Origin of the sequence: Oceanococcus atlanticus (genome assembly GCF_002088235.1) — a bacterium.
Classification (GTDB): Bacteria; Pseudomonadota; Gammaproteobacteria; order Nevskiales; family Oceanococcaceae; genus Oceanococcus; species Oceanococcus atlanticus.
The window spans coordinates 517,910-541,907 of record NZ_AQQV01000001.1; the positions used below are offsets into that span (position 1 = coordinate 517,910).

General features: G+C 59.7%; 20 protein-coding genes. 6 read left to right on the forward strand and 14 right to left on the reverse strand.

Annotation, left to right across the window (positions count from 1 at the left end):
- Nucleotides 1-6: 6 nt before the first annotated feature.
- The 7 genes from ATO7_RS02425 to ATO7_RS02455 are packed head-to-tail and all read right to left on the reverse strand — an operon-like array spanning nucleotide 7 to nucleotide 9,728.
- Nucleotides 7-411 carry an ExbD/TolR family protein gene (locus ATO7_RS02425; protein WP_083559317.1) on the reverse strand — a complete coding sequence of 135 codons (405 nt, stop codon included), beginning with the start codon at nucleotides 409-411 and terminating at the stop codon, nucleotides 7-9.
- A complete protein-coding gene (locus ATO7_RS02430; protein ID WP_083559318.1) occupies nucleotides 411-926 on the reverse strand; it encodes a MotA/TolQ/ExbB proton channel family protein in 516 nt (171 codons plus the stop codon). The genes ATO7_RS02425 and ATO7_RS02430 overlap by 1 nt, the downstream gene beginning before the upstream one ends.
- A complete protein-coding gene (locus ATO7_RS17065) occupies nucleotides 919-2,271 on the reverse strand; it encodes a MotA/TolQ/ExbB proton channel family protein (protein WP_083559319.1) in 1,353 nt (450 codons plus the stop codon). The genes ATO7_RS02430 and ATO7_RS17065 overlap by 8 nt, the downstream gene beginning before the upstream one ends.
- Entirely contained in the window at nucleotides 2,271-3,026 is a 756-nt protein-coding gene (locus ATO7_RS02440; protein ID WP_083559320.1) for a DUF3450 domain-containing protein, read from the reverse strand. The genes ATO7_RS17065 and ATO7_RS02440 overlap by 1 nt, the downstream gene beginning before the upstream one ends.
- On the reverse strand, nucleotides 3,023-5,749 hold the full coding sequence (locus tag ATO7_RS02445) for an MMPL family transporter (protein WP_083559321.1): 2,727 nt from the start codon (nucleotides 5,747-5,749) through the stop codon (nucleotides 3,023-3,025). Before ATO7_RS02445 ends, ATO7_RS02440 begins: the two co-directional genes overlap by 4 nt.
- A gap of 18 nt (nucleotides 5,750-5,767) precedes the next feature.
- Nucleotides 5,768-6,553, reverse strand: a complete 786-nt coding sequence (locus ATO7_RS02450; RefSeq protein WP_146680110.1) for an outer membrane lipoprotein-sorting protein — start codon at nucleotides 6,551-6,553, stop codon at nucleotides 5,768-5,770.
- A 46-nt stretch (nucleotides 6,554-6,599) separates the two neighbouring features.
- Complete coding sequence (locus tag ATO7_RS02455) at nucleotides 6,600-9,728, reverse strand: ATP-binding protein (protein WP_158523005.1); 3,129 nt, start codon at nucleotides 9,726-9,728, stop codon at nucleotides 6,600-6,602.
- 358 nt (nucleotides 9,729-10,086) lie between these two features.
- On the opposite strand from ATO7_RS02455, the gene ATO7_RS02460 reads away from it, so the two are divergent.
- The 3 genes from ATO7_RS02460 (at nucleotide 10,087) to nhaD (ending at nucleotide 12,968) form a co-directional block, all read left to right on the forward strand.
- Entirely contained in the window at nucleotides 10,087-10,476 is a 390-nt protein-coding gene (locus tag ATO7_RS02460; protein ID WP_083559324.1) for a DUF3307 domain-containing protein, read from the forward strand.
- A 22-nt stretch (nucleotides 10,477-10,498) separates the two neighbouring features.
- The gene (locus tag ATO7_RS02465) at nucleotides 10,499-11,491 is read left to right on the forward strand and encodes a ketopantoate reductase family protein (protein ID WP_083559325.1); all 993 of its coding nucleotides are present in this window, start codon (nucleotides 10,499-10,501) and stop codon (nucleotides 11,489-11,491) included.
- 79 nt (nucleotides 11,492-11,570) lie between these two features.
- Entirely contained in the window at nucleotides 11,571-12,968 is a 1,398-nt protein-coding gene (nhaD, locus tag ATO7_RS02470) for a sodium:proton antiporter NhaD (protein ID WP_083559326.1), read from the forward strand.
- On the opposite strand, the gene ATO7_RS02475 is transcribed toward nhaD, so the two are convergent.
- The 3 genes from ATO7_RS02475 to ATO7_RS02485 all read right to left on the reverse strand — a co-directional run bounded on the left by ATO7_RS02475 (nucleotide 12,958) and on the right by ATO7_RS02485 (nucleotide 17,658).
- Complete coding sequence (locus tag ATO7_RS02475) at nucleotides 12,958-13,866, reverse strand: DMT family transporter (protein WP_083559327.1); 909 nt, start codon at nucleotides 13,864-13,866, stop codon at nucleotides 12,958-12,960. The genes nhaD and ATO7_RS02475 overlap by 11 nt on opposite strands.
- A 288-nt stretch (nucleotides 13,867-14,154) precedes the next feature.
- Entirely contained in the window at nucleotides 14,155-15,630 is a 1,476-nt protein-coding gene (locus tag ATO7_RS17170) for an OmpA family protein (RefSeq protein ID WP_083559328.1), read from the reverse strand.
- 48 nt (nucleotides 15,631-15,678) lie between these two features.
- Nucleotides 15,679-17,658 carry a hypothetical protein gene (locus ATO7_RS02485; protein WP_083559329.1) on the reverse strand — a complete coding sequence of 660 codons (1,980 nt, stop codon included), beginning with the start codon at nucleotides 17,656-17,658 and terminating at the stop codon, nucleotides 15,679-15,681.
- A gap of 188 nt (nucleotides 17,659-17,846) precedes the next feature.
- Here ATO7_RS02485 and ATO7_RS02490 point away from each other — a divergent pair, with 188 nt between their 5' ends.
- Nucleotides 17,847-19,124, forward strand: a complete 1,278-nt coding sequence (locus ATO7_RS02490) for an MBL fold metallo-hydrolase (RefSeq protein ID WP_083559330.1) — start codon at nucleotides 17,847-17,849, stop codon at nucleotides 19,122-19,124.
- A gap of 252 nt (nucleotides 19,125-19,376) precedes the next feature.
- Nucleotides 19,377-20,399 carry a porin gene (locus ATO7_RS02495; RefSeq protein ID WP_083559331.1) on the forward strand — a complete coding sequence of 341 codons (1,023 nt, stop codon included), beginning with the start codon at nucleotides 19,377-19,379 and terminating at the stop codon, nucleotides 20,397-20,399.
- A 72-nt stretch (nucleotides 20,400-20,471) separates the two neighbouring features.
- Here ATO7_RS02495 and ATO7_RS02500 read toward each other — a convergent pair whose 3' ends face one another.
- Both ATO7_RS02500 and ATO7_RS02505 read right to left on the reverse strand, forming a co-directional pair.
- Nucleotides 20,472-21,026: a hypothetical protein gene (locus ATO7_RS02500; protein ID WP_158523007.1), complete on the reverse strand. Its 555-nt coding sequence runs from the start codon at nucleotides 21,024-21,026 to the stop codon at nucleotides 20,472-20,474.
- A gap of 142 nt (nucleotides 21,027-21,168) precedes the next feature.
- Nucleotides 21,169-21,606 carry an Hsp20/alpha crystallin family protein gene (locus ATO7_RS02505; protein ID WP_083559333.1) on the reverse strand — a complete coding sequence of 146 codons (438 nt, stop codon included), beginning with the start codon at nucleotides 21,604-21,606 and terminating at the stop codon, nucleotides 21,169-21,171.
- A 420-nt stretch (nucleotides 21,607-22,026) separates the two neighbouring features.
- Here ATO7_RS02505 and ATO7_RS02510 point away from each other — a divergent pair, with 420 nt between their 5' ends.
- Nucleotides 22,027-22,260 (forward strand): hypothetical protein, encoded by a 234-nt coding sequence (locus ATO7_RS02510; RefSeq protein ID WP_083559334.1) that lies wholly within the window; start codon nucleotides 22,027-22,029, stop codon nucleotides 22,258-22,260.
- 26 nt (nucleotides 22,261-22,286) lie between these two features.
- Here ATO7_RS02510 and ATO7_RS02515 read toward each other — a convergent pair whose 3' ends face one another.
- Entirely contained in the window at nucleotides 22,287-23,009 is a 723-nt protein-coding gene (locus tag ATO7_RS02515; RefSeq protein WP_083559335.1) for a DsbC family protein, read from the reverse strand.
- A gap of 56 nt (nucleotides 23,010-23,065) precedes the next feature.
- Nucleotides 23,066-23,977 carry a site-specific tyrosine recombinase XerD gene (gene xerD / locus ATO7_RS02520; protein WP_083559336.1) on the reverse strand — a complete coding sequence of 304 codons (912 nt, stop codon included), beginning with the start codon at nucleotides 23,975-23,977 and terminating at the stop codon, nucleotides 23,066-23,068.
- Between the last annotated feature and the right edge of the window lie 21 nt (nucleotides 23,978-23,998).

The window sequence follows — 23,998 nt, forward strand, 5'->3', positions numbered from 1 at the left end:
CCTGACTCAGTTCTGGGTGGCCGCGACAGAAATGGTTTCGACTCCGCCAAGACGCAGTTGATCCATCACTTTCACCACCAGTCCATGGCGTGCATCGGTATCGGCCTGCACCACGGCAGCCGCTTCAGGGTTCTCCAGACGCAGGCGTTCAACCTGCGTTCGCAAGGCGCGCAGATCGACCATCTGGCGGTCGATCCAGATCTCGCCGTCGGGCGTGATCGCGACATAGATGCTGCTCGCTTCCTGGCGCTGCGCGGTGCTCGCATCGGGGCGCTTCACATCCACCCCGGCCTCTTTGATGAACGAGGTGGTGACGATAAAGAAGATCAACATGATGAAGACGATGTCGAGCATCGGCGTCATGTCGATCTCGGTATCGTTGACCTGTCCGGTGTGACGTTTGACCCGCATCAACCAAACCTCATGCTATCGGCCAGCTGTTGCACCAGCCGGCGGGAAAAAGAACGGCAACGGGAGACGTAGAACAGTCCCGGCAAGGCCAGCACCATGCCAGCCATGGTCGGAATGGTCGCGCGCGACACGCCGGCCGCCATCGCTTTGGCATCCGAACTGCCATTGAGTGCCATCACATCAAACACCTGGATCATCCCGGTCACCGTGCCCAGCAAACCGACCAGCGGACAGATCGCAACCAGAGTGGCGATGATGCCGATGCCGCCCTCCAGATCGATCCGCGCTTCGGAAATGGTGGCTTCGCGGATGCGGTGCGCACGTACCGACGAGCGATCAGCACGCGCGCGCCATTCCTGCCGCCAGCGCCGCGCCTGACGTGGGAACTGAAAGCGGAAGTACCAGATGCGCTCCACTACCAGCGTCCACAACACTACGGCCACAAGCAGCAGCACGTAGAGCATGGGCCCACCACGCTCAAAAAACTCCAGCAGGGGCTGCAAGCCCTCAGGCATGAAGCCCAACCTCGCCGGCCTGCTGCTCCTGGCGTCGCGCAATCATGCCGGCGCTCTGCTCGTCCAGCATCTGGATCAGCACGCGTGAGCGCGAGGCGACCAGGCTATGCAGGAACAGCAGCGGGATCGCAACCACCAAGCCCAGCACCGTGGTCATCAGGGCCTGAGAAATGCCCCCGGCCATCAGCTTGGGATCGCCGGTGCCGAACAGGGTGATCGCCTGAAAGGTCTCGATCATCCCGGTCACGGTGCCCAGCAGACCAAGCAACGGTGCCACCGCCGCGAGCAGTTTGATACCGCCCTGCAGCCGTTCCAGCTTGGGGGTCTCCTTGAGTATGGCCTCATCGATAGCCAGCTCCAGGGTTTCCATGTCCTGCTGTCCGGCATCACGCGCGGCGAGCAGTATCCGGCCCAGGGCATTGTTGTCCTGTGGCCGATCCAGCTTGTCGCGCTGGGCAAAGATCTTGCCGCCCTGACGCAGCAGATAAAGCACCTGGAACACGGCCATCAACACACCGATCAAACCCAAGCCCAGAATGATCACCCCGACGATACCGCCCTGGGCAATGCGTTCCTTGAGGCTCGGGCTGACCACCAGCAGGCTGAACAGGCTGCCGCGGGTCGGGTCGATGAGCACGGTGCTGTCATCACGCGTGATGCGCTCCAGCCAGCTGCCGGGCTGACGCGGCAGCACTTCAACCCGGCGACTTTGCGGCTGGTATTGCAGATATTGCTCGTCAGCCTGCGCAGCAAACACCCCATAGCGGGTGATGGTGCTGCGCACCGGCTCGCCATCGGCGTCGATGTATTCCCCTTCAAAACGCGCAATGCGTCCGTTCTCGGTCATCTCGCGCTGCAGTTCGTACCACAGCGACTCGATGTCTTCCGGCGCCGGAATGCCTTCGGTGCGCGAAAGGCTGGTCAGCACCTGCAGGCGCTCCGGCAACTCGGCCGAGACCAGCGAATCCGCCAGCAAGGCCTGGGTATCCCCGGCGGCCTGGCGGAACACCGTGCCCAGTTGCTCGAGATCACCGCTGCGTTCCTTGAGCGTGGTCTTGAGCTTGTCGATGTCCTTTTCATTGGCGCTGAAGCGCGCGCGCAGGGCCTCGGCACGTTTGTCCAGCTCTGCCGCTTCGGCCCGGGCCTTGCGGTACAGGGTTTCCTGCTCGTTCTTGTAGTTGATGAAACGACGTTCGCGTTCGGCGTTGACGGTACGGCCTTCAGCCTGGCCACGTTTCACGCTTTCGAGCAATTCATTCAGAGTCTGCTGATTGGATGACTGCGCCCAGGCGCTGCCGCCGGCCACCAGCATCACAATCAGGCCCACAAAACCATGACGCAGCATCAGGAGGCACCTCCAACCGGCAACGGCAGCAATTCGGGTGCGGCCTGTTCGCTGGCCACACGCAGCCCCTTGCGAATGGCCGAAACCTGCCCCGAGGGCACGGCATCCCAGCGTGCCTGACCACGGTTGTATTGCCATGCGGACTGGCCGTCGAGACTCAGGTAATACCAGGCCATGCGTCCGATACGCAGGTAGTCAACAATCTGCGAGCCGCCACTGAGCGGCCCGCGCCAGGCTTCCAGACGGCGTCCGTAGTCGGCCTCGACCTGGTAGGCCTCGAACACGCGGCGATATTGCTCCGACACCGGCACTTCAGGATCCGACAAGGTGCGGCGCAAGCGCTCGATCCGCTCGGCGCGCTCCTGCGGCAGAAACGGCATGTCCAGTTCAACGAACTGCTCCAGCCCGTCAACCATGCGCACCAGCATGGGAATCAGCTCCTCACGCGTACGTTCCAGCCGTTCCAGCTGCTCGGCCAGCAGTTCCTTGCGCTCGATCTGCTGATCGATGGTGGCTTCCAGCTGGCGCACATACAGCTGCAGCTGCTGTGCCTTCCACAACTGCGCGCGGTACTTCTCGAGCAGCGCGCGTGCCTCGTCGCTGAGACGATCAATGCGGTCCTGGGATACCCGCGCCTCGCGCGTGGTTTCGCGCGAAATCTGCTGCGAGCGGTCAAGCGTGTTCTGCTGAGCCTGCGCAGCGCTGCCCAATATCAGCGCGACGAGGCCTGCAGCCACGATTGTGTGTCTTCTCATTGCACCATCCTGGTTGTGTTGACCAGCCGCTGAGCCTGAATCAGGTTCAGGTTGCGGTAGATCGTTGCGGCAATACGTGGATAACGCTGCCGCATGTTTTCCAGATCACTGCCATTGAATTTCAGCAATCTGGCCGGCGTCAAGGCATCAACATTAGCGGTTCGTTTGCTTCCAAACAATCCAACCTCGCCGGTCACCGCACCGCGGCGCATGGTGGCCAGATCGCGACGCTCACCGTCACGCTCGACCCAGGCCTTGAGTTCGCCATCCACAATCACGTAAACATCATCCGCATCATCACCTTCGGTAATCACCCGGGTGCCCGCATCAACCTCCTGCAGGTCCGACAGCAAAGCAAAGGTGCGGGCCTGACGACTGGTCAGATCCTTGAGCAGCGGGATCGACAGCTGGGGGTCCTCACCCAGGTCCAAACGCAGTACATCCCACAAGGTGACGATGCGCACACCGGAGCTCAGCGCCGGGGTGAACATCACATCGGTAAACCACGCCACCGCCAGGGTGAAGGCGGCCAGCGCGCCAAACTGGACTTGATTCTGCAACTCGGAAAAGCACAGCACCAGAAAGCCAGAGCACAGGGCGATGGTGGTGAATGTCACCGGGCGAATGACACTGCGCAGCGCGGCCGCCACCGCGCCTTTCTCATCGGCGCGGGCCCGCGCTTCGGCGTTGAAGCGGACCAGAAAATGAATGGTGTCATCGACCGCAACGCCGAGCACGATACAGGCGATCAGGCTGGTGGTCGGATTGAGGCTGATATCGAACAGACCCAGGGTGCCGAAATACACCGCCACCGGCAGCAGATTGGGCATCAACGCCATCGCCCCAACCCGCCACGAGGTGAACAGCATGGACAGGATGATGTAGACGATGATGGCCGCCACGCCGACACTCAGCCATTGGCCGGAGGCGATGTCTTCAACCGTGTTGGTGACCAGCACGGTGTTGCCGGTAACAGTCGCTTCCAGACGCCGCGGCAGGCGCGCCAGGCGTTCGTCTATGCGATCGATCAGCTGTTTGATCGCGGCCGAATCCTCGACCCGTGCACGCACCACGATCTGGGTTGTGGCGAAACGTTTGTCGACCAGGCCATTGAGCGCATTACCACCGCCAAACAGCAGCAATTGCTTGATCTCGGACCGCGACTCGGGAATGCGGTCGAAGCGCGGATCGCCATCATTGAAGCTGCGATTGATGAGCTTGAGGTGATCGACCAGCGATTGCGTGGTGCCGACCTCGGGCTGCATGTCCAGCCAGGCCTGCAAGGCCTCCAGCGCGGTCAGTATGTCCGGCTCTACAAAAGTATCCGGCACGAAGCCTTCGAGCACGATGGAAAACGGATTGGCGCCGCCCAGCTGTTGATTGATGGCCTCGTAATCCAGCCGCACGGGATGGTCGGGCGCAAAACCGCTGACATAGCCGGTGCCAACACGAATACCGGTGGCGGAAATCAGGCCGAACAGCAGGCACGCCACACCGGCGAAGATGATCGGATGACGAAAACGCAGGCTGAACGCCGCCAACTGCTCGGCAGCCCAGCGGAACAGGCGCGCGCCCGGCGCATCCGGACTGGGCCCGGCGCAGTCCACCATGCTCAGCATCGCCGGCAGAAAGGTCAGCGTTAGAACCAGCGTGACGGCAACGCCGGTGGCCGCGAACACGGCGAACTCACGCACTGCCGGCAGCGGGTTGAGCAACAGGGCGAGAAAGCCCGCCGCGGTGGTGACTGAAGTCAGGATCAACGGCAAGCCGATGTTCTGCAGTGCCTGCCGGGTGGCACTCAGCTTGTCATCGACCCGGCGCCGCACCACATGGAATTCGGACACCACATGCATGCATGCGGCCAGCCCCAGGGTGATCACCACCGGCGGCACGATCGACGAGACCAGATTGAGGGAGATGCCCGAGGCGGCAACGATGCCCAGAGTCCACAACAAGGCCACCATGATGGTCAGCGTGGGCATGATTACCGAACGCAGATTGTGAAACGCCAGCAGCAAAATGCCAGCCACCAGGGCGAAGATCACCGGTGTGGTGAAGCGCAGCTGTTCCACCACCGCCTGGGTCAGGGCTGACTTGACCAACGGCGCGCCGGTCATCAGCACCCGCGCCTGCGGGGCTGCATCAGCCGCCAGCTGACGAATCTGGCGCTCGAATTCACCGTCAGCGAACAAGGTCGAAGGGTCTTCTCGAGCACTCAGCACAAAGGCCGCCAGACGCCCGTCCGCGGAGACCAGGTGACGGTTGACCAGGGCGTTGTTGCTCAGGTCCGCCCTGAGTTGATGGCGCGCCTGTTCGCTGTCCACCGGCATGCGCGTGAACACGTCCACGTCAAGAAAGCCGTCACGGTTGCGCGCATTCGACACCGTGGCCAGCGACTGAACCTGGCGCAGCTGGGGCAAGGCGCGCAGCGCGTGAGTCAGGTTTTCGATGGTCTGGAGGCCCTGCTCGGAGACCACGTCAATGCCGGACAGCGCCAGGATGACCACGTCATCGCCGCCGAAAAGCCGACGGGTCTGCTCGTAAAAGTCCCGGTCCGGATGCGAGGCTGGCAGCAAGCGGTCAACGGAGGCATCAATGTCCAAATGCCAGGCCCGTTCCACCGGGTTGTAGATCGAGACCGCGGCCAGCGCGCTCAACACCAGCACAAGCACAAGAATCTGCCGCGTATGCGTGGACACCCAGTAGCTCAGCGCCTTGATCATCTGCGTGGGTCCGGAATCCTAGTTGACCAGGTGAAAGGTCTGCGGGTTGAAACGATTCCGCGAGAAGGATTCGTCGTAGACGACCTCGCTCAGGCTCATGGTGGACTGGGTTTCCGTGCTGAAGTCGTACATCGTGACGAAACCGGCCACCCAGCTTTCACCGACCTGCGAAAACTGTGTCGGATCGCTGGTCATGCGCTTGCTCAAACCCGCCGCATCGAAAAACCGTGCCTCCAGCAACAAACAGGTGCGCTGATCAAGATCGATTTCGATCGACTGATAGGCACTCTGCGCCGCGGCATCCGGTTCGATACGCAGATGATGCACGGCGCGACCAGCACTCTGGCCGTTGCCCAGATGCTCGGTGTTGTGACCGCCGAAACCGTCCTGCAGATATTTCAGGTCCTCGTAACTGAAATCCGTACCCCACAACGGCTGGCCGCGCATCGCCCCCATCACCCGCCGGGTTTTGCGCACCGCCGGCAGATACACGTAGATGTCGTCGAAGTCAGCCTTTTCGACCAGAAGATAGCGGGCCCCGGCCAGATCCGGCGGCGACTGCACGGTGAGCATCAGATTGAGCCGCTGACGGGCATCCTGCAGGGCGTAAAGGTAGGCACCGAGTTCACGTCGGCCGCCCGCCGGATCGGTCGATTTCAACTCAACCTTCTGACGCAAGCTGGTACTCGGGAGATTGTTCTGCACGCAGGCTTGAATATCCTGCAAGGTCCGTGTGGCCGGTTCCGCCGCCAGCGCATCAGACACACCCCATGCGATGCCGACCGCAACAATCAGAATCTTCACCACGCCCTCCCCCAGGTTACATTCGGAGTGTAGCAATACGCGCAGATCAGATCAGGGTGCTGACCGGCGGCATCGCCAGGCCCATGTCGGCGACCAGCGTGCGCACCTGGCGTTCCAGTTCTTCGGCCTGCTGATGCTCATCACGCAGACGCAACCAGCGTGCATGCAACCACAGAAACTCGGGCATCAGCACGCGTGCATGGCATTCCTGTATGGCCTGGCGCAGCTGATCCAGCGCCGAACGGTAGCGTTTGAGAAAACCCAGCGGACGACTGGAATACAAGCCGGCCCGCACCTGCGCCAGTTGCGCCTCGATCTGAATCAGCCGGGCGCCGCTGCGCTCAGCCCGCTCCACCGCCCGTGCAGCAGCCTCTCTGGCCTTGCGGTTTTCACCCGCCCCCAGATAAGCCAGCGACAAATCCATCTCCAGTCGCGCAGCTTCACCCAAACCGAAACTCTGTTGCCCGATGCGGGACAGCGCATCTTCCAGACCAGTCACAGCCTCGGCCCACAGCATGCTGCGCAGTTGCCCGCGCCCCAGCGCGACCATACCCATCATTTCCGCTGCTGCATTTTCCATACTGGCGGCCATGCTGACCGCCTGCTCGGCACTGCTCAGTCCTGCTTCCACCTCGCCACGTTCGATCTGGACATAGGCGGTTGCGGCCAGAGCAATGACAATCTGTTCACCGTGCTTGCCACGCTGAGCCCGCGACAAAGCATCTTGCAACAGCGCGCTGGCCGCAGCGGCGCGCCCCAACCACAGGTTGATCCAGGCTTTGAGGACCAACAGCGACTGCAAAGGCGAGTACCCCAACCATTGGTCGCTAGCATTCACAGTCGCAGCCTCAGCGTCGAGTTGCGCCGCCATAGTCAATGCCGCATCGACTTGCCGCGCAGCCTCATCCAGCTGGCCACTGATCTGCAAGCCGTGAACCAATGGCACCTGAGCGGCCAGCGTAAGACTGGCATCCCCAGTCTGCTCGGCCAAAGCCATCGCCTGATGATAGGCCTGCAAGCCCTTGGAGGATTCACCGCGGCCAAGCTGCCAGGTGCCACAGGCAATATGAAACATTGCCTGACTGGGTTTATCACAGCCCTCTTCAATCAGAGATTCTGCCTGCGAGACCAGACCGCCCAGACCTTCTGCATCGGCCGCCAAACGAACGCCATACTGCAGGCGCCGCGCCAGCACCAGCAGCCTGAAGCTGCGCAACGCTTCGGTTTCGGGTGCGGTGTCAAGCGCGTTAAGGGCCAGGTCCAGCCGGCGCACCGCCTCGGGCAGATCCGAACGCGAACTGCGCTGAGCCGCATGCATGTACCACTCGGCCGCCTGGCGCCCCTCACCGGCCGCGGCCAAATGTCGTGCCAGATGAACACACATGCCACTGCCCACCACCGGCTGGCGTTGAATAACCTCCGCGATACGCCGATTGATCTCGCGTCTTTGCTCCGACAGCAAGGCATCATGGGTGACCGTCTGGAACAATGACTGCGTGAACAACAGCGCCGCACGCGAATCCGGCCCGCTGTCGCGGTACAAAAACCCCTGATCCATGAGTTCGCTTAGCGCGGCATCAAAATCCTCTTCCGCGTAAACATCACGCAGCAACTGCAAGGGCACGCGGCGCCCGATAACCGCGGCGATCTGCACCAAGCGCTTGCAGCTTTCAGGCAACGCATCCACCCGAGCAGCCACCACCGCCTGGACCGATGGCGGCAGAGAAATCCCGCGTGGCGTTCGTTTCAATCGGTATCCACGGCTATCACGACTCAGCACACCGGTATTGGTGAGCTGACGAACCAGCTCTTCCATGAACATCGGGTTGCCATCCGCACGCGTGGCTATTTCCAACTTGAGCTCTTCAAGCTCCTCGCTGGAACCCAACATCTGTCCAAGCAAGGACATCGAATCCGCCATGTTCAACGGGCGCAACAGCATGTTGCGAACATACGGCCGATCAGCCCAACGCACAACGTAATCGGGCCGCGAGGTCATCACAATCAGAACGGGGATGTGCGGCACCATCGAGAACACTGCATCGAAAAAATCGTGCGTTCTGGGGTCATCCAGCCAATGAATGTTCTCGATCACGATGACGGTGTGTTCGCGCAAAGCGCCTTCGTGCAACAGACGCAGCACCAACTCCAGGGCTTGCTCAACACGACGCTGCACGTCATCACTGGCGGCCTGACCATCACCGACCCCGAGCAGATTGAAGACACTTTCTTGCAGCGCTTCGGGCAGTGGCTGATACGGCGTGAGCGCTTGCTCGATAGCCATGCGGCTTGCTGCTTGATCCTCACCCAGCGGTGGCAGAGCCAGAAATTCACGCAAAAACGCACGCAGCGGCTGCTCCGGCTCAACCCGGTGATGGGATGAGCCTCGAATCGAGTAAGTGGGCACACCCTGAGCGACGCAGCTGCGAATAAATTCATGGCACAAGCGGCTTTTGCCCAGCCCTGTTTCAGCACTGATCGTAATCAGCAGGCCACGCGCTTTGTCGCAGGCCCGAACGCGGTAGGCCTCGAGCAAATTCAGCTCGCGCTCACGCCCCACCAAGGGATAGGCTGCCCGCTCCTGCGGCTCGGTTGCGGCAATTCCCATCAGTTCGAAGGTGCGAATTTTCTCGCTGTAGCCCTTCACCGAAAGAACCGAGCGCTCCTTCAGGGTAAAACCCTCTTCGACCAGATCATGGGTGTAACGGCTGATCAAAATGCTGTTGCCTGAAGCAAGCTGCTCCATGCGCGCGGCCAGCCCGACAGTCTGCCCCTGTGCGGTGTAGTCCATGCGCAGGTCGTCACCAATCCGGCCGACCACGACCTGACCACTGTTCAACCCCATGCGTGCCGCGAAATCCAGGCCGTGCTGGCGCTTGAGATCGGCGGCGAGCAACAACAGCTTGTCACGAATCAGCAGGGCAGCCCGACAGGCTCGCGCCGCGTGATCTTCATGCGCGATGGGCGCGCCGAACAGGGCCATGACGCCATCACCCGTGTATTGATTGATGGTGCCTTCGTAATCATGGACACATTCGGTCAGGATGCCGAAAAAACGGTCCATGATCTGATGCCAGCGTTCCGCCTCCACCTGGCGCGACATGGCCACCGAGCCCTTGATATCAACAAAAAGAACCGTGACCTGCTTACGCTCGCCCTCCAGGGCGGAACGCATGCGCAGTATCTTTTCGCTCAGATGACGCGGCGTGTAATGCTCAGGCTCATGCCCTGTCTGAGCAATGGATTTGCCACATTGATTGCAGAAACGCGCATCCGGCGGATTCAAGTGAGTGCACTGTGAACACACGCGCAAGCCGGCAGTCGTCATGCCAGCCTTCCCGAAGAGGTCTGGGCAGAACAATCCGCTGCCCAGATGACCTGAGCAGCGTCGATGCAACGCCTCAAAGCGCAACCTGGGTAAGAAATGGCTTGCATTGCTGCGACACGCGCCATGCGGGGGGATCTGCTGATTCTGGCCCGACATTGCAGCACAAAATCGTTCAAATTGCTTGAGTCCATCGTGGTGAACTGCCATGCTCGCCAGCGGGGGAATCGATGGAAACAACGCGACCATGTTGGAAACGCTGTTCTGGCTTCTGGTAGGACATGCCGTCGGAGATTTCGGTCTGCAATCGGACTGGATGGCGGTACACAAAAATCGCCACTATGCCCGCGAAGCCAAGGAAGGCAGTCGCAAACCGGAACTGATCTGGATAGAGGTGCTGGGCTGTCACTGCCTGATTCATGCCGGCGCGGTGGCGCTGGCGACCGGGAGTGTGTTTTTGGGCATTTGCGAGTTCATCAGCCACTGGATTATCGATTATTGCAAGAACGACCAGATGTTCGGCTTTCATACCGATCAAGCCTTGCACATCCTGTCCAAGTTCGTCTGGCTGGGTTTCATCGCCCTGGGCTGGGCCTGATCTCACACCAAAATGATGTGGCATGGCCAATAACCTGATCATCGGCGCTGGTGCGATCGGCACCGTCTTCGCCGGTTACCTGACTGCCGCGCGACGGCCTCTGCGTGTGGCCGAGCGCAGCGAATGCATAGATGCCATCGCGCGGCAGGAGCACCTGCAAATCGACCGGATTACCGGTCGCCCGCCTCTGCGCGTACCCAAGCCCACGTTGACCACCGATTCGGTGCCTCGTGAAGGCGACACGGTGTTCATCTGCATCAAACATCGCGACCTGCAAGCCCTGATGGACAGCTGGCCCGAACATTTGCCGGGCGGCGTGACCTTAATCCCCTGCCTCAATGGCATTGGTGCCAGCCGTGAGCTGCAATTGCGTTTTCCTGGCACCCACATCGTAACCCTGACGATCATGTTCAACGCGCAGCTGCTTGAGCCGCTGCACGCTCGGGTCACGGCGCGACCGCAAATTCTGCTCAACACGGACAACAAGCATCTGCTAGGCCTGTTCGGCAACAGTGGCGTCGACGTGCGTCGCGCCGATGGCACCGCCGCAGCCTGGGGCAAACTGCTGATCAATCTGGCCAACGGGATTTGTGCGCTGACCAACACCACATTCAAGGATCTGCTAACCCAGCCGTTGCTGGGCCGGTGTTTCGTTGCCTTGCTCGACGAAGCCACCGAGATTCTCAACCAGGCTGGTATCTCCTTCCAGCTCCCGGTCGCGCTGCCCTATCCTGTTTATCGGTTGTTCCTGCTGCATGGCGGACCATTGCCATGGTGGGTGGGTAAGCTCCGCAACAATATGTCCGCGGGTTCATACCCCTCCATGGTTGCCGACCTGCGCCGCGGCCATACCACGGAAGTGCGCCAGCTCAATGGCGAGATCACCCATCTGGCCGCTAGTCTGGGCAGCCAAGCGCCTCGCAATCAACTTATTGTCGAGCTGATCGAACAGCGACACGGCCAGGCACAGCACGACTTCCTCAGCCCCAGCGAGCTCGCCGCCCTGCTTCTGTAAGCCACCAAAAACGCAATTGCTTTGCTGCATCGCAGCAAACGGCGTAAAATTTTGCGGTTTTTTTACAGCACGGCGAACAATGAAAATCCTCCTCTCCCTGATTCTGGGCCTGCTGCCATTTGCAGCCATGGCATCAGACGGCTTGGGCCCCGATCTGAGCCGGTCCGCGGTCGGCATCATCGCAATTCTGATTTTTGTGGCGGCCTACGTACTGGTCATGCTGGAGGATGTGATTCATCTCCAGAAATCCAAGCCGGTTGTGCTAGCGGCTGGCTTGATCTGGGCCATGATCGCGTTTGCCTACCGCGATTCGAATCCGGAAGCGGTAGAGCACGCTTTACGCCACAACATGCTTGAGTTCGCCGAGCTGTTCTTGTTCCTGCTGGTCGCGATGACCTATATTAACGCCCTGCAGGAACGTAACGTTTTTGACCGCCTCCGCGCCACGCTGTCCGGGCTCGGGCTCAGCTATCGCCAGATGTTCTGGCTGACCGGTTTCATTTCGTTTTTCCTCTCTGGCATCGCAGACAACCTGACCACCGCACTGGTCATGGTGACCATCGTTCTGGCGGTGGGTGGCGGCAACCGCAAGTTCATCGCCCCCACCTGCGTCAACATCGTGGTTGCGGCCAATGCCGGCGGGGCCTTCTCGCCGTTTGGTGACATCACCACACTGATGGTCTGGCAAGCCGGCCAAGTCGAGTTTGTAGAGTTTTTCGTGCTGTTTATTCCCTCGGTCGTCAACGCGCTAGTTCCTGCCCTGATCATGCATCCGTTTTTGCCCAAGGGCATTCTCGATCGCAATGACGAGAAGGTTCAGATGAAAAAGGGCGCTCGACGGATCATTTTTCTGTTCATTTGCACCATTGCAACGGCCGTCGGCTTTCACAGCGTCCTGAGCCTGCCGCCCGCAGCTGGCATGATGACCGGGCTGGCCTATCTCAAGCTGTTTGGCTACTACCTGCACCAGCGTGAACTGCACCAGCTCAAGAACGCCGAAGACCATATCGGCGACATCGTGCCCTTCGACGTGTTCCGAAAAATCGCCCAGGCCGAGTGGGACACCCTGCTGTTTTTCTACGGCATCATCCTTGCGGTTGGCGGCCTCGGCTTTATCGGCTACCTGGAAATGACCTCTGCATATTTCTACGGCGAACTGGGCCCAACCACCGCCAACATCCTGGTCGGACTCATGTCCGCAGTGGTCGATAACATCCCCGTGATGTTCGCCGTGCTGAGCATGGAACCGCTGATGTCACACGGCCAGTGGTTGCTGGTCACGCTGACGGCTGGCGTAGGCGGCAGCCTGCTCGCCATAGGATCGGCGGCAGGCGTTGCCCTGCTCGGCCAGGCGCGCGGCTACTACAGCTTCTTCAGCCATCTGCGCTGGACACCGGCCATCGCCCTGGGCCTGGCCGCGAGCATCTGGTGCCACTTCTGGCTGAATGCTGAAAGCTTCCAGGTTTTCAACCCGTAACCGATGGCCCCCGGGTCTGCGAGCGCATCCGCGCTCGCAGACCGTCACCCAGCTGGTACAAGGCCAGCGCGACAAGAATCAACACGCCCCCAGCAATTGTTGCCGGCGCAATGACCTCGTCAGCCAACACATGACCGAGCGCCAGCGCCAATACCGGCGTAATCAGCGGTATCAACGCCACCTGGGTCGGCCCCAAGGCTTGCAGCGCATAGAAGTACAGCATGAAGCCAAAGACAGATCCGAACACCGACAAATACGCGACCGAGCTGACGCTCTTGGTGGAAAACTCGGTCGGAAGTTGACCGTCGAGCACCAACCAACTGAATACAAACAGCGGCACGCTCAGCACCAGCGAGCCGGTGGTGTGCTCCAGAGCATCCAGATGCCCCGCTTGACGCTTGACCAACACGCCGCTGAGCGCGAACAAGGCCACTGCACCCAGGCTCGCCAATAGTCCCGGTAAGGCGTCTGGCCGCCATGAAACGGCACCGCGAAAAACCAGAAACAAACCGCCCAGCGCAACCAACAGGGCAAGATTTCGCACCCACGACAAGCGCTCATCATCCAGCAACCAACGGGCAAAAACGCCGGACAACAGCGGGGCCATGCCGAACATGACGGACAACAAACCTGAAGGGATGAAGCCAACGGCCAGGTAGGACAGGCTCATAGCCCCGAACACGCCCAGATTACTCGCCCCGTAGGCCTTCAGGGACGCCCGGTCCCATCGCGGAAATCGCCCAAGCACGGCCATGATCGCCAGACACAACAAGGCTGCGCTGCTCATGCGCAATCCCACCGCCACAATAAACGACAAGCTATCGGTGCTGAACTTGATCGCCAGCGGCGTGGTACTCCAGATCAAAATCACGCCGATGTAGGCCGCCGTGACTTTCATTGTTGATTGTCCATGGTCGTTTCCATTTGCGCCCGCATCCTGCAGGCAAAAAAAAACCGCCGGTCCGGAAAGGACGGGCGGTTTCTTGGCAGTGCGGATGAATCAGGTCATCCGCCCACGCGTGCACGCCCTCCCTGGCCGAAACCAGCGAAGTTTGGATACCGCAATGTGGCGTACACAATTTGTCATGGCGGGCATTATAGGCCGCTCCGAATGGGCTGCAAGCACAGCACAAAAAAAGCCCCGCATTTGCGGGGCTTTTTATGCAATGCAGCGTGCGTGCTGAAATCAGTCGCGCAGGTGGATTTCCACGCGACGATTCCGTGCCCGGCCTTCTTCGGTCACATTGTCTGCAACCGGCTCGGACTCGCCGTAGCCTTTCGAGGTGATGTTCTCACCGGCAACACCCTGACTGACCAGATACTGACGTACTGCAGCCGCGCGCCGATCCGACAGACGCTGGTTGTAGTCATCGCTACCCTTCGAATCGGTGTGGCCAGCGACTTCGATCTGCAGGTCAGGCTGGTCAATCAGCGATTTCGCAACCCGCTCCAGCAAGGTTCGGGAATCAGGCTGGAGCACCGCCTTGTCGAACTCGAAGTGCACGTTATGCAAGGTGATCACCTGATCACGCAACGGACAGCCTACTTTGTCCACCGCCAGGCCCGGGAAGGTATTGGGGCACTGGTCGATGTCGTTGGGCACGCCATCGCCGTCGTTGTCATTCGAGCAACCACGTGCATCAACCGGCGTACCGTACGGCGTGTTGGGGCAATCGTCGCGGAAATCAGGCACGCCGTCCTGGTCGGTATCAAACGGGCAACCGTTCACATCAACCTCGGCCCCGAAAGGTGTGTTGGGGCACAGGTCTTTGCTGTCCGCTACGCCGTCCTGATCGGAATCCAGCGGGCAACCTTCCGCATCAACAGCAACACCACGCGGTGTATCCGGGCATTTGTCCAGCGGGTCAATAACACCGTCACCATCCGAGTCCAGCGGACAGCCGTGCTCATCAACCAGCATGCCCTCAGGCGTGTTCGGGCAGCGGTCACGGTAGTCCGGCACACCATCACCATCCGTATCGATGGGGCAACCGGTGGCATTGACGTTGACACCCTGCGGGGTGTTCGGACACTGGTCAGCAGAATCCGGCACGCCGTCGCCGTCCGAGTCCGGGGCAGGAGGCGGCCACTGACCGATGTTGTAGCGAATCCCGGCTGTCAACGTCCACGTGTAATACGTGTCTTCTTCAACCAAGCCGTCGTTGTCTACCGGATCGAGGGTGTACCGACCATCGACCAGGAACTCAAAATTGCTGTCCAGCGTTTTGCGGAAATTGGCGCCGACGAAGCCCCCAAACCCGGTCTGACTGTCTGACAGCCAGTCAATCTCACGCACCGATGCCCCGGCGGTCAATCCCACTGCGGCCTGCTCGAACTGGAGCACATCAAAAATGGCCTTGACCCCCGCACCAAAACGCGTGAAATCAAGCGAAACACCGCTACCACCGACATCGGAAACGGAAATATCGAGGTACTCGATCTCCCCTTCGATCGACAGCCGCGGCGCGATGGTTTTACCGATGGCCGCATACAGCCCATAACCCGCATCAAAATCGGAACTGTCTGTCAGGGCCGCGCCACCCGATGCTGAGACAAACCAGCGATCATCAAACGCAAAATAACTCTGATCGTCTGATGAAGCGGCGTAGGCGCTCCCCACACCGGCAACAGCCATCAAAGCTGCGAATTTCAAGCGTCCCATAGAGTTTTCCCCAAAGTCGTGGGCACGTAATAGCGTAGTTTTAGCGCGTTACCAGCGAGGCAGCGACAGCACCTTGCCGGCACCGCTCAGAGTTTCCCCAGGGCACAGGTTAACCTGCGGTGGCACACTGGCCAGCAAGGCCTCGCAAACCGGCTGCAATTCCGTGGCAACCAGGACAGAGGCCGAAGCCACGCGCTGCTCTTCACCTTCACCGAGCCCCGCGTAGACACAGGCGCCACCGGCGAGGGTGAAGTTGTCAGGATTGGGCGCCACTTTGCCCTTGGGCACCGTATTGGTGACGCTGATCGGGGAGCCAAGCGGATCTTCACCAATCGTCAGCGGCAGCCCGGGCACCAGCAAGCCTGCGTCCTCGCAGTCGCCAACCAAGGTCGTCAAGATTTCACTTAGCAGTTCGCCAATGAGATTCAGGCCCGGGATCGGGGCAAGCAAATTGCCGAGCAAACCGGACGTCACGTTGGCGCCGCCAGCGACCCAGTCGGCACTGTCCGTGGCATTAACGGAACATGACTGCGCGGCACCAGTTGAATCGGTGTATTCCAACTCGGCGAAAGCACTCAACTGGATTGGAGTGTCGCCCAGCAGTTCAAGCGAAAGTGCGTCGCCAATGCATGCCACGTCGGGAACGATCGTCAAATTCTTGACCGCCGCCTGAGTCAGCACCTGGGTGTCGACACTGCCCTGCTCTTCACCATAGGTTGCGGTCACAGTGACCACCTGGGGCTCTGCGTCGGCATCCAGGGTCGCCACGCCACCGTTACCCGGCGTGAAGACGATGACATCCGCAACCGAGGTGCTCCAGAGCACTTCGTCAGAAACGTCTCGCTCCTCAATCACCTCTTGCGACTCCGGATCTACCAGTACCGCGACAGCGGAATAAGTCAGCGTCGTCTGCACACCCGCAACGGCCAGTTGCGGGCCGCTGACCTCAAGCCGATCGACATCAGCAACCGAGACAGACACCGACAGAGGGTCCGACGTAACGCCACGGAAAGTGCCTGTGATATCGGCAAGACCACCACTGTCACCCGTGGTAACAAAGCCACCGGGGCTGGTCACGGCAACTACGTCAGGCGCGGTCGATGCCCAAGTTGCGGCGGAGGTCACGTCAACCAGTACTTCGCTGCCGTCATCCGCTGTGCAATCCGTATAGGTTGCCATCAGTTGCAGCTGGCGCTCACCACCAACAGCCAGGGTCAGAACGGTGGCCGGGTCCGTTGACGGCGGGATTCGGATCTCGACAGCGCTGATTGAACTGTCCGGGCAAACCGTGAGATTGGCATCCGGCTCGGATTCCAAACCGTCTTGCCCACATGAGATGGTAGACGTACCTTCGCTCAGGGCCTGACCTACGCCAAAGTCTGCATCCGCAGCAAAGGCAAACACGCCCTGATTGGAACTATTGAACGTAGCGGTATCCGAGATATCGCAGGTGCTGCTGCCCGAGGTGGAGCACGCGCCAGAAAAGCTTCCGATGCACTGGAACTGGACATCCAGATCAACCAGCGTGGTCACATCCCCGTTGGGATTGATTTCGACACTTTCCAGCTCTGGCGCGGTAACACGCAAGTAACTGGTCGACTCGAAACCTTCGAAAGACGCGGTAATCGGCACAGCCGCGGGCGTCTGGGCTACACCTGTGGCCAAGCCATCAGCCGTGATATTTACAAAGGCGCTGCCATCGATGCCTGCAACCCACGTCACCTGCGTGGTCAGATCACGCCATTGATCGCTCAGCAAAACATCGCCATTGGCGTCTGATAGTGCCTCGTAACGCCCTAAAGCACAGTACTGAAGGGTGCGGTTGAGCGGAATCACCGAGGGGTTGGGCTGTGATTGTGCTACACAGTTGGCCCCGTTGACCGGGCAGCTGCCGTCCGTCAACTCCGGACAAACCTTGAGTTCTTCCAGGGGCGGGAGGTAGGTCGGACTCTTGACGTCCCCACAACCGGCCATACCAATCAAGGCCACCACACCCGCAATGGGGGCCAGAAATTTGCGCGCGTTCATCTAATCGGTGCCCTCACTCATAGGCTGTTCGTGTCCACCATGACACGCATTATGCATCGAAACAGGGGCATTACAAGCCTATTTGATTGAAAATCCGCAGCTTAGACGCACATTCTGAGAAATCGGCTAACCTCTTCTCCGACATCCCGGCGGTGGCCGAATTGGACAGGTCTCGGCACAATCCGGGCATGACTTCGGCTTCCCACATCACGCTGCTGCTACAGGTCGACAACGACCTGCTGCTGGAACAGGTTTGTGTCGATGCAAAGCTGGATGCGGGTCAATGGCGGCTCCCCATAGCAGACGCTGCGGATGAGCTCATTGCACCGTCAGCCGTGTTTTGCGGTGTAGACCTTAATATTGCGGCTGGGCTCACCGCATGGCTAGAGCCACGTGGGCTCAGTACCTCTGATATTCAGAGTTGTGGTGCGCTAGGCCACCACAAAAGCCCGCCCTGGCATCCGGCCCGGCAAGCGACGACGCTGGTTCATGCCCTACTGGCACACCGCCCGCAGCCCATCAATGGGGACGTCTGGCGCTGGGCGTCAGCCACCGATTGGCTGCATGCATGGCAGCACGATGCGCTGCTGCTTAACCCTTTCACACAGCTTCTGCTTGATGCGCAGCTGACCGAGCGCACCGTTGCCTGGGAACACACATCCATGGAGCAGGCGCTCTCCGACTTGCGTGTGTTGCCGGTGCGCTCGCGCACCCTGCCTCCGGCCACCCACACCAATGCTTTTATGCTCGGTGATCAGACCTCCGGCAGCCCGACGGTCCTGGTTGATCCTTCCCCCGCAGATGAGCGCGCGTTTGAGGATTTGCTGGAGCGTCTGGCCACGCAGTACATCGACGCCTTGTTCTTGACCCATCATCATCCTGATCATCACCAGCAGGCACCACGCCTGGCCCAGCACTTCAACTGCCCGATCCTTTGCAGCGCCGACACCCGCGAACGGATACCCGCGCGCTTCGGTTCTGATTACTGGAGTGACATTGAAGTCCGCACCGTGGGCGATGGCGCCTCAATCACCACGTGGAAAAACCAGCCGGTCCACGCACATGCCGTACCCGGCCATGACGCAGGACAGCTGGCTCTGATGCCCGAAGGGCGGCAATGGATGATCGTTGGCGACCTCATACAAGGCGTTGGCACCGTCGTCATCGCCGAACCTGAAGGCGATATGGCCGCCTATTTTCGGACCTTGCAATGGGTGATCGATCAGAACCCGGGGGTGATCATCCCTTCGCATGGTCAGGCCATGGGCACAACATTCCGAATCGCAGAAACCCTGCGACACCGAAAGCAACGCGAAGAACAAGTCCTGACCCTGCATCGTGAAGGTCATGCAGCGCCGGAGATGGTGGAAATGATCTACGCCAATGTCGACAAGCGCCTGTGGGGGCTGGCCCGGATGAACATCGACTGCCACCTGAAAAAACTGCGTGACGAAGGCCGCGTGTAAACCTTGCGGAGGCACCGCACAAACCGCCTTTAAGGACCAAATTCGCGCAACAACAGCTCCCCTCGCACAGCAGCTGGACCACTTCTCAAACAACACAAAACACCACGCACCAAAACCGTGCGTAGCAATTTCTTGCCAGATGCTTGTGCTCGATTTCCATTCTCGGCTCAGGCCATTACAATGGCGGAGGTTGAGTCCGCAGGACGCTGCGGCCTCTCGTCATGGGGAATTCGAATTTTTTAGAGGACATCGATGAAACATCATCTGACAGGCGCGTTTGTACTCGCCGCCATCGCCGCACCGCTGGCTGCTCAAGCGGAAGGCAAAATTTACGGCCAGTTCAACATCAGCGTGAACGAAGTCGACGGCGTATTTAACTCCGTTTCCGGCAATGACTTCGCTGATCCGAACACGCAGGCTGCACAAGACGGCCAGAGCGGCGACAACAACGCTTCGCGCCTGGGCTTCCAGGGTGAAAACGGCCAGTTCTTCTACGCCGTAGAGTTGGGCCTGGATGTCGACGACGCCGCTGGTGGCTTGGCTCACACCCGCCACGCCTTCGTTGGCTTCAACAGCTCGGTCGGTACCTTCACCTTCGGTCGTACCAACACCGCTTACAAGCTGGCTGCTCAGCGTCTGGACCCGTTCTACGACACCTCGGCTGTCAACTTCCAGGGTATCGCCTCCAACCAGGGTGGCGGCTACGGTCTGTCCAACTTGGCTAACGGCTGGACCAACAACTCCATCGCCTACATCTCGCCGGAATTCGGCGGCCTGACCGTGAATGCTGGGATCTACCTGCAGGAGCAGTCGGACGAAAGCCACGACTACGGCATCGGTGTTGACTACCGTCTGGGCGATCTGAGCCTGGGCGTGCAGTACCTCACCGTTGGTGCTGACAACGTCGATGGCGTTGTTGCCGGCTCTGGCCAGATTGTTGACACCGCTCTGCAGGGCACCGTCAGCTACAGCACCGAGCGCTTCAGCGTCGGCCTGTCGGCTGAGCAGGTTGAACTGCGCGGCAGCGGCGACGATCGCATCTATCTGTTCCTGGGTGGTGAGTTCGCTCTGAACGAACACCTGACGCTGGCCGCTTCGGTTGGTGACGTTGATCAGGGTGCAGGCGAAGGCATGGGCTTCACCGTGGGTGCTTACCTCGACCTGATCGAGAACTTCACTCTGTATGGCCTGTACTCGCAGTCGGACCTGGACAACGCACCGGCTTCCGAAACCGACGTGATCAGCGTTGGCGTGCGTTACGGCTTCGAAATCTAAGCACTTTCAGTGCTAACAAAAACGGCGTCTTCGGACGCCGTTTTTTTTTGCCTGTCTTACTCGTATCCAACGCTACCTTGCGAGTTCCTCAAGGCGTGCTCGCACTGCATCCACAGCAACACCCTCGCGCACGGGAATCAGCACAGCCTGTGCATCCTTGCCAAGCTCTTCAGCCAACTTACGCTGATCACGCTCAGACAGTGCATCCTGACCAAGCTGGTAGTCCTTCTCCAACAATGGGCTGCCAACCCGCACTTCGTTGCTGCCCCAGAACACCACCTTGCGGCTCGCCTCCAGCACCTTGAGGCCTTGCAAACCGATTTTGTAATGGGCCACGCCACATGCGCTTTTACGCTGTTCCGCATAATTGGGGCGATCGTACTTGACGCACAAATCACGGCTGAAGGCGAGCACATCCTCGCCCAGACTCAAATCATGGCCATCGACGGCATCACGCAGGAACCGCAGATGCTCACCGCGCACATGAGCCTGCTCCAGGGTTGGCGCTGAAGATGACCCCGCTTGTCCGCGACACAGCTCCAAGACTTGCTGCGGCGTGAAGCCGCGATCCAGATAATGATCTATATCTTCGCGCCCGCAGTCAGCAGCGAAGCCAGGCGATGCCATTCCCAGCAAGACAACAGGCATAGCGCGCAAAACAAATCTCATAGCGTGTCCGGTAAATCCTTATAAAGGCCGCAAGCTACGGGATTCGACACAAAAAAGACAGGGGGCATTTCAGCCCCCTGCCCGTCCAGCATTGTCGCCCTCAGGCCGCCACACTGATCTTTACGGCCTGCGTCTTGGCCCGCTTGGGAATGCTGATATGAATCACCCCATGCGCGCTGCGCGCGTTGATGTTCTCAACATCCGCTGTGTCCGGCAGGCTGAACCGACGTGAGAAACGACCACTGACACGCTCCAGCCTCTGGTGCTGTACCTGCTCGTCGCTTGCCGGCGCCGCTCGTTCACCCGCCAGAGTGAGCTGGCCATCATCCAGGGTGATGTCAACATCAGCCGGATCCACGCCCGGCAGATCTGCACGTAACTCGTAGCGGTCATTGAATTCAACCACGTCCACGCGTGGCTGCCACGCTGGCCCACTTTTGCCATCGACATTGGCCGGGCTCACCACATTGAAAAAATCAAGAACTTCATCCGGCCAGCGGTTCAGGTTCGGCCAGGGTTGGTAACGAATCAAGCTCATAGCATCATCTCCTAGTCTATTCAGGGCACCTGTGTGCGTGACTGAAATATAGGATCCAGACGTCAACTTTCAACCAATGAATTCAATATTTTTCCTTTGTTTTCATGGCCTTGAATTTATTATCAGAAACCCCATGCTGAATATTTTTGGCTCTTTCAAGGCGCCTAGGAACACTCCGCAACGTCAACCACCGAAAAACCTGAACGTTGATTCATCGCCCCCTTATCCCGGAGCCGTTCTGAATGAATCCCAAGACGTTTGCTATCACCCTACTAGGCACTTGCTGCGGGCTGCTCGTCAGCCTGCCCGGTTATACCCATACCACCACCAGCCCCAGCCTACGCATCGGCCATACCCAACTTCCCGGCACTTACGGAAGCGGTCGTTGGTTCAATCCGGCACCAGCCGCAGCTCACAGGCATGATGCGCAGTGCTATCGACGACATGAGCGGCACGATCAGCACTGGACCCGCAGCGCTAGCACCCCGCATGTACGCCGCGAACATGAGCAACGGCATTCAGACCGGAACCGTTATCAGCGCAACAAACCAAGCTTCCACTCGTATCATCATGGTCACACCAACAACCACCATGGCCGGAGGCGCTATGGCCATCACCGCGGGGATTAGAGCAGATACAAAAAAGCCCGGTTAAAACCGGGCTTTTTTATGCTTGAGCGTTTAATTCTGCTGAGCAAACAACTGGGCAAGCCGTTTGGCTGGGACATAACCTGGCTGCATCGTTCCATCATCCAGAACCAAAGCGGGCGTGCCACGCACGCCAATTTCTTGGCCCGCGCGGAAATGTTCCATAACCGGGGTGCTGCATGCTTTGGCGCTGACATCTCGACCATCCTTGGCTTCCGTCATGGCCTTGTTCTGGTCCTTTGAGCACCACACCTCTTCGGCCTTCTTGAACGACGGCGTATTCGGTCCGCTGCGGGGGTAGAACACATAGTGCACGGTGATACCGGCGTCGTTGTACTCGGCCATTTCGCGGTGAAGCTTGCGGCAATAACCACAATCGATGTCAGTGAACACGGTCATCTCGTGTTTCTGGTTTTTGGCGGCAAAGGTGATCATCTTGTCTTCACCGATCTTGTCCAGAACCTCCAGGCGCAGAGATTTGCGGCTACCTTCGGTTAGCGACACCGCGTTCTTCAGATCGATCAGGTCACCATCAAAGAAATACTTGGCGTCCTCGGTCACATAGCCGAACGACACGCCACGATTGACCTGATAAATGCCTTTGACCGGAGTGGTCGAAATGTCTTCGGTCTTCAGCGTGGGGAACGAATTGCTCAGGTTGTCGCGCAGGGTTTTGATCTTGCCGGACGCGTCATCGGCGGCATGCAGGGTTGCGGCGGTACTTGCCAACAGCAAGCCCATGATCAGTCGTTTCATAACTACTCCGGTTTTCAATATCCGCTGAGACCATCTCAACGCCGATTAATTCGCAATCAGGCACGCGGATGGTTGCGGGCGTGCAACTGCTCCAGCCTGGCGCTGGCGACGTGGGTGTATATCTGGGTCGTCGACAAATCACTGTGACCAAGCAGCATTTGAACCACCCGCAGGTCGGCGCCGTGGTTGAGCAAATGGGTGGCGAAGGCGTGCCGCAGCGTGTGCGGCGAGATGACTCCGCTGATCCCGGCCATCAATGCATAACGCTTAATGATATGCCAGAAGTTCTGACGCGTCATGGCGCGCCCATCGCGAGCCGGAAAGACCACGTCCGAAACCACACCGTCGAGCAATTCCGGTCGTCCCTGACGCAGATAGCGCTGCAGCCAGACCATCGCTTCCTCACCAACCGGGACCAGGCGCTCCTTGCTGCCCTTGCCCATGATGCGCACGACACCGCCATCCAGCCCAAGTCTCGACATGTCCAAGCTGACCAGTTCGGTCACCCGCAAACCGGCGGCATACATCAGTTCCAGCATGGTGCGATCACGCAGACCGCGCGCGCTGCCCACATCAGGCGCATCCAGCAAACGTTCGATCTCGCTCTCGCTGAGCGCTTTGGGCAACGGCCGGCCAATCCTAGGGCGGGCCAGTCGCGCACTGGGGTCATCGCCGCGCAAGCATTCCCGCAGCGCCCAGCGGTAAAACCGTTTCAGCGCGGAATACAGGCGCGCCAAACTGCGCGCCGCCAGCTCCTGACACGCTGCCATCACCGCGGCCAGATCGGCCGGCGTAGCATCGAGCAAAGACGCCCCCTGACGGGCAAGCTCGGCGCCGACCCGCCTCAAATCCGAGCGATAGGCCTGCACACTGCTGTCGGCCAGGCCATCTTCCAGCCACAGGGAATCACAGAATCGCGCGATCAAAGTCACGTCGGCAGGCGAAGGGTTAAACTGCACGCTCGGCATAGCGCGGATTATGAACCAGTG